Genomic DNA, 5,989 nt, shown 5'->3' on the forward strand with positions numbered 1-5,989 from the left:
TCCTCATACTGGGCGTATTCGGGCGATCCGACAACGCAGCGAGGTGCCGTAGCTGTCGTCGTGCGCCCGCCGGGGATTACGGGACAGCCCTTAGGACCGGCGGACCAGCGGGGGCGCCGGCGGACCGGCGCAGACCGACGGCGGCGCGGATCGGCCAGGTCGACCCGGCCGGACCGGTCGGCCAGGTCGGACCGGTCGACCCGGTCGACCCGGTCGACCCGGATCGGAGGCACGACGATGACGGTGCAGTCAGACTCCGGGGGAGAGCGGCCCACAGCTCCGGAGGACGGCTGGTACGCGCGTTCTCCCGAGGAGGTCGTGGCGGCGTTCGGCGTGGATCCGGCGGTCGGCCTCTCCACGGCACGGGCCGCCGAACTCCTGGCCGCGCACGGCCCGAACGCACTGCCCGAGGAGAAGCGGACTCCGGCCTGGCGCCGGTTCCTGATTCAGTACCGCAGCTACATGCAGATCGTCCTCATGGCCGCGGCGGTCGTCTCACTGCTCATCAAGGAGTGGAGCACCGCGATCCTGCTGTTCGCGCTGACGCTGTTGAACGCGGTCGTGGGCCTGCGCCAGGAGGGCAAGGCCGAGAGCGCGATGAACGCGCTGAAGTCGATGATGAAGGCGACGGCGCGGGTGCGCAGGGACGGCACGGAGGCGGAGATCCCCGCCGAACAGCTCATCGCCGGCGACATCGTGCTCATTGCCGCCGGGGACCAGGTTCCGGCGGACGGACGCATCATCGAGGCCAACGCCCTGCAGATCGACGAGTCGGCCCTCACCGGCGAAAGCGTTCCCGCCACGAAGGACGCCGGCACGCTGCCGGGCGGCCGGTCGGCACCCGGTGACCAGACCGACATGGCGTTCATGAACACCCCGGTCACCCATGGCAGCGGCGTTCTCGTCGTCACCGCGACCGGCGCCGGCACCGAGCTGGGCAAGATCTCCGGGATGCTGGCGGCCACCGAGAAGGAGGAGCCGCCGCTCACCCGGGAACTCAACAACCTGACGCTGTGGATCACGGGGGCAGCGGGCTTGACCATGATCGTGATGTTCGCCCTGGGCCGCGAGCGGGGCCAGGCCTGGGACGTCCTGTTCGTCAGCGCGGTCTCGCTGGCCATCGCCGCCATCCCCGAGGCCCTGCCGACCGTGACCCAGGCGATCCTGTCCGTCGGCAGCCTCAACCTGGCGAAACGGAACGCCATCGTGAAGGAACTGCCGTCGGTCGAGACTCTGGCGTTCACGTCGGCGATCAACTCGGACAAGACCGGCACCCTGACGATGAACCAGATGACCGCCGTCGAAGTGGTGAGTCCCACCGACCGGTACACCGTCTCGGGCACGGGCTACGGGCTCGAGGGGAAGATCCACCATGCCGCGGGTTCCTCCGCGGGCATCGAGGACGCGATTCTGCCGTACGTGGTGGCCGGCGACGCGAAGCTGGTCGACGGCGAGGTGGTGGGCGATCCCACCGAGGGAGCGCTGCTGGTGCTCGCGTACAAGGCCGGGCTGGACATCGACGCCACCAGGGAGCGCCTTCCCCGGCTCGCCACGCTGCCGTTCGACCCGGGCTACAAGCTGATGGCCACCTTCAACTCGGCGGTCGACGCCTCCGGGCGTCAGGTGGTCCGCTGCTTCGTGAAAGGCGCGGCCCCGGCGGTGATGGCGCGGGCCACCACCGCACTCGCGGCGGGCGAGACCATCCCGTGGGACGCCGAACTGCTCCTGCGCGCCGAGGCACTGACCGAGCGCATGGGCGGCGAGGGGCACCGGGTGATGGCCGCGGCCACCCGTGATCTGGACCCGGCAGGCTTCGATCCGGACGGAGACCTGCTCGCGTACGTCACCGATCTGCGGATGACCAGCCTCGTCGGCATGGTCGATCCTCCCCGTGCGGAGTCCAAGGCCGCCGTGGCCGGCGCCCAGGCGGCGCACATCCGGGTCCGCATGGTGACCGGGGACGACGTCACCACCGGGGCGGCGATCGCCCGGCAGCTCGGCATCCCCGGCGAGGCCGTCCTCGGCGCCGATTTCGCCGCCATGACCGAGGCCGAGCAGATCGCCCGCATCGACGGCATCGGCGTGGTGGGGCGGGTCGCGCCGGAGCACAAGGTGCTGCTCGCCAGGACGCTGAAGCTGAAGGGCGACGTCGTGGCGATGACCGGGGACGGCGTCAATGACGCGCCCGCCATCAAGGCCGCCGACATCGGCATCGCCATGGGCAGCGGCACGGACGTGGCGAAGAACGCCGGACGCATGATCCTTTCCGACGACAACTTCGCCACGATCGTCTACGCCGTGGGACAGGGCCGGAAGATCTACGACAACCTCACCAAGTACATCCGGTTCGTGCTGCTTCTGCTGGTCACCTTCGTGCTGACATTCCTCGGCGCCACCGTCTTCAACATCGCCGCCGGTGAACCCTTCACCCCGCCGCAGGTGCTGTGGATCCACTTCGTGGTCAACGCGTCCTTCGGCTTCGCGCTCGGCTTCGACCAGGAGAGCCCCGGGCTCATGGGACGCAGGCCGCGTCCGCGAGGGGAGTCGGTGCTCACACGGGCCGTGCTGGTCACGGTCGGGCTCGGCGGACTGGTGATCACCATCGTCCTGCTCGGACTGATCAAGCTCGGTCAGGCCCACTTCGGCAGCGCCGGGGTAGGTCAGTCGATCGCGTTCACCGCCTTCGCGCTCTGTCTGATCGTGGCCGCTTTCGAATGCCGCAGCGAGACGGATTCGGTGCTGACGACGTCCACCTTCGACAGCAAGCAGATGAACTGGGTGGCGGTGGGACAGCTCGTGCTCGCGGCGGCGGTGACCCAGATGGACGGGTTCCGCCGCATCCTCGGGACGACCGAGATCAACGCTCGCCAGTTCGGCTGGGCGCTGCTGTCCGCCGTCGTGCTCCTGGTGTTGTGGGAGCTGGGCAAGCTCGTCGCCCGCCGGTCGAGGGGCACAGGGTGACCCGTCGCTTCACCCTGCCCCGGGCGCCGGGCCTCGCCGCCCTCAAGAGCTACCGGCGTGACTGGCTCCGCGGCGACCTGGTGGCCGGGATCACCGTCGCGGCCTATCTCGTACCGCAGGTCATGGCGTACGCGAGCGTCGCCGGTCTGCCACCGGTCGTGGGACTGTGGGCGATCCTGCCCGCCATCGTTCTCTACGCCTTCCTCGGCTCGTCACGGCTGCTGTCGGTCGGTCCCGAATCGACGACCGCGCTGATGACCGCCACGGTGGTGGGGCCGCTCGCCGGGGGTGATCCCGGGCGGTACGCCGTCCTGGCATCGGCGCTCGCCGTCGCGGTCGGCCTGATGTGCCTGGTGGCGTGGGCCGCGCGGCTCGGCTTCGTGGCCGATCTGCTCTCGCGGCCCATTCTGATCGGCTATCTCGCCGGCGTCGCGCTGATCATGATCGTCGACCAGCTGACCAAGCTCACCGGTGTCCCGACGGAGGGCTCCGGCTTCTTCCCACAACTGCTGTCCTTCTTCGGGAACCTGGACGAGGCACATGCGGTGACGGTGATCTTCAGCATCGTCGCCCTGCTCTTCCTCTTCCTGGCGGCCCGCCTGCCCCGCGCCGTCCCCGGTCCGCTGCTGGCCGTCGTCCTCGGTACGGCGGCGGTGGCGGCGTTCGGCCTGGAGGACCGCGGCCTCCCGGTGATCGGGGAGATCCCGGCCGGACTGCCGGGCCCGGAGCTCCCGGCACTGGCCGACCTGCCCCAGCTGCTGCTGCCCGCGGTCGGTGTCCTGCTCGTCGGCTACACCGATTTCATCCTCACCGCGCGCGCCTTCGCCACCGACGACGGCGGACCCCGCCTGGACGCGAACCAGGAACTCCTCGCCCTGGGCGCCGCGAACCTCGGCGCCGGCACGCTGCAGGGATTCCCGGTGAGCAGCAGCGCCAGCCGGACCGCGCTCGCCCAGTCGGCCGGAGCACACACCCAGGGGTACGCGCTCGTCTCGGGCGCGGCCGTAATGGCCGTGCTCCTGTTCCTCAGCCCACTGCTCAGAAGCACACCCACGGCCGTACTGGGCGCACTGGTCGTCTACGCCGCCGTACGGATGATCGACCTGGCGGGCTTCCGCCGGCTGGCCTCCTTCCGGCGCAGAGAACTCCTGCTGGCCCTCGGCTGTCTCCTGGGGGTCCTCGCCCTGGACATCCTCTACGGCGTGCTCGTGGCCGTGGGCCTGTCGGTCGTCGAGCTGCTGAGCAGGGTGGCGCGACCGCACGACGCCGTCCAGGGGCTGGTGCCCGGCCTGGCCGGCATGCACGACGTGGACGACTACCCGCAGGCGCGGATCGTCCCCGGACTGCTGGTCTACCGCTACGACTCCCCGCTGTTCTTCGCCAACGCGGAGGACTTCAGGCGCCGAGCCCTGGCCGAGGTGGCCGAGGTGACCGAGCAGGAGGGCCCCGTCAGGTGGTTCGTCCTCAACGCGGAGGCCAACGTGGAGGTGGACATCACCGCGCTGGACGCGATGGACGCACTGCGACGGGAACTGACCGGCCGCGGCATCGAGTTCGCCATGGCGCGCGTCAAACAGGACCTGCGCGAAGAACTGGACGCGTACGGGCTCATCCGGTCCGTGGGCGAGGACCGGATCTTTCCCACCCTGCCGACGGCGGTGGCCGCGTACCAGGCATGGTGCCGGGAGAACGACGACGAGAACGGGAACGGGAACGAGAAGGGGAACGGGAACGGCGGCAGGCACCCGGCCGACGGGGCCCCCGGCTAGAACGCTTCGCTTGCCGTGCGACCGGCAGCCGGCACGGAACGGGCACGCGGAGGGTTCACAGGACTACACCCTGCACCCGGCGCACCCGCTCGCCGGAAGCCGACCGCCGCCTCAGCGGCTACAGCGCCTCTCTGGAAGGCGTAACGGGCTCGCCCGGCTTACGTACGGGAGGCAGGACGCTCCAGGGGAAGTTGATCCACTCGTCGGTGCGCTTCCAGACGTACTCGCACTTCACAAGGGAATGCGACTTCTCGTAGATCACGGCGCTGCGGACCTCGGCGACATGGTCGACGCAGAAGTCGTGCACGAGCTTCAGCGTCTTGCCGGTGTCGGCGACGTCGTCGGCGATGAGCACCTTCTTGTCCGAGAAGTCGATCGCATTGGGCACCGGCGCGAGCATGACGGGCATTTCCAAGGTGGTACCGACCCCGGTGTAGAACTCCACGTTCACCAGGTGGATGTTCTTGCAGTCGAGCGCGTACGCCAGCCCGCCGGCCACGAACACCCCGCCGCGGGCGATGGAAAGGACGATGTCCGGCTCGTACCCGTCATCGGCGATGGTCTGCGCGAGCTCGCGGATCGCGCCGCCGAACTTCTCGTACGTCAGGTTCTCCCGTGTCTCACCCACGGCCCGTCACACCTGCGTCCGATGGAAGTTCACAAACGACCTGGAGGCCGTCGGCCCCCGCTGCCCCTGGTACCGGGAGCCGTACTTCTCGGAGCCGTACGAATGCTCCGCCGGCGAGGTGAGCCGGAACATGCACAGCTGCCCGATCTTCATACCCGGCCACAGCTTGATCGGCAGTGTCGCCAGATTCGACAGCTCCAGGGTCACATGGCCGGAGAACCCGGGGTCGATGAACCCGGCGGTGGAGTGCGTGACCAGCCCGAGCCGCCCGAGGGAGCTCTTGCCCTCCAGCCGGGAGGCGAGATCGTCGGGCAGCGTGATCACTTCGTACGTCGACGCGAGCACGAACTCGCCGGGGTGCAGGATGAACGCCTCGTCCCCCTCCGGCTCGACCAGCCGCGTCAGGTCCGCCTGCTCGACGGCGGGGTCGATGTGCGGATAGCGGTGGTTCTCGAACACCCGGAAGTAGCGGTCGAGCCGCACGTCGATGCTCGAGGGCTGCACCATCGATTCGTCGTACGGGTCGATACGGACCCGCCCGGCGTCGATCTCGGCCCGGATGTCCTTGTCTGAGAGAAGCACGCCCCGAGGATACGCAGAGCGCGCGGGCCCGCCCCAATCGGGCGGATCC

The 5,989-nt window shown here is 69.5% G+C and carries 5 protein-coding genes; 2 read left to right on the forward strand and 3 right to left on the reverse strand.

Annotation, left to right across the window (positions count from 1 at the left end):
• On the reverse strand, positions 1–233 hold a 233-nt coding region (locus ACWGI8_RS37545), incomplete at its 3' end, for a hypothetical protein (RefSeq protein WP_453667919.1).
• 4 nt (positions 234–237) lie between these two features.
• Between ACWGI8_RS37545 and ACWGI8_RS37550 the strand changes: the two genes are divergently transcribed.
• The gene (locus ACWGI8_RS37550) at positions 238–2,961 is read left to right on the forward strand and encodes a cation-translocating P-type ATPase (RefSeq protein ID WP_453667920.1); all 2,724 of its coding nucleotides are present in this window, start codon (positions 238–240) and stop codon (positions 2,959–2,961) included.
• Positions 2,958–4,730 carry a SulP family inorganic anion transporter gene (locus ACWGI8_RS37555; protein ID WP_453667921.1) on the forward strand — a complete coding sequence of 591 codons (1,773 nt, stop codon included), beginning with the start codon at positions 2,958–2,960 and terminating at the stop codon, positions 4,728–4,730. Before ACWGI8_RS37550 ends, ACWGI8_RS37555 begins: the two co-directional genes overlap by 4 nt.
• Positions 4,731–4,848: 118 nt before the next feature.
• Here ACWGI8_RS37555 and ACWGI8_RS37560 read toward each other — a convergent pair whose 3' ends face one another.
• Positions 4,849–5,358, reverse strand: coding sequence for a phosphoribosyltransferase (locus ACWGI8_RS37560; protein ID WP_453667922.1), 510 nt, complete (start codon positions 5,356–5,358; stop codon positions 4,849–4,851).
• Between the two features lie 6 nt (positions 5,359–5,364).
• Positions 5,365–5,940, reverse strand: a complete 576-nt coding sequence (gene dcd, locus ACWGI8_RS37565) for a dCTP deaminase (protein ID WP_453667923.1) — start codon at positions 5,938–5,940, stop codon at positions 5,365–5,367.
• Positions 5,941–5,989 lie beyond the last annotated feature (49 nt).

The organism is Streptomyces sp. NPDC054841 (assembly GCF_053611045.1).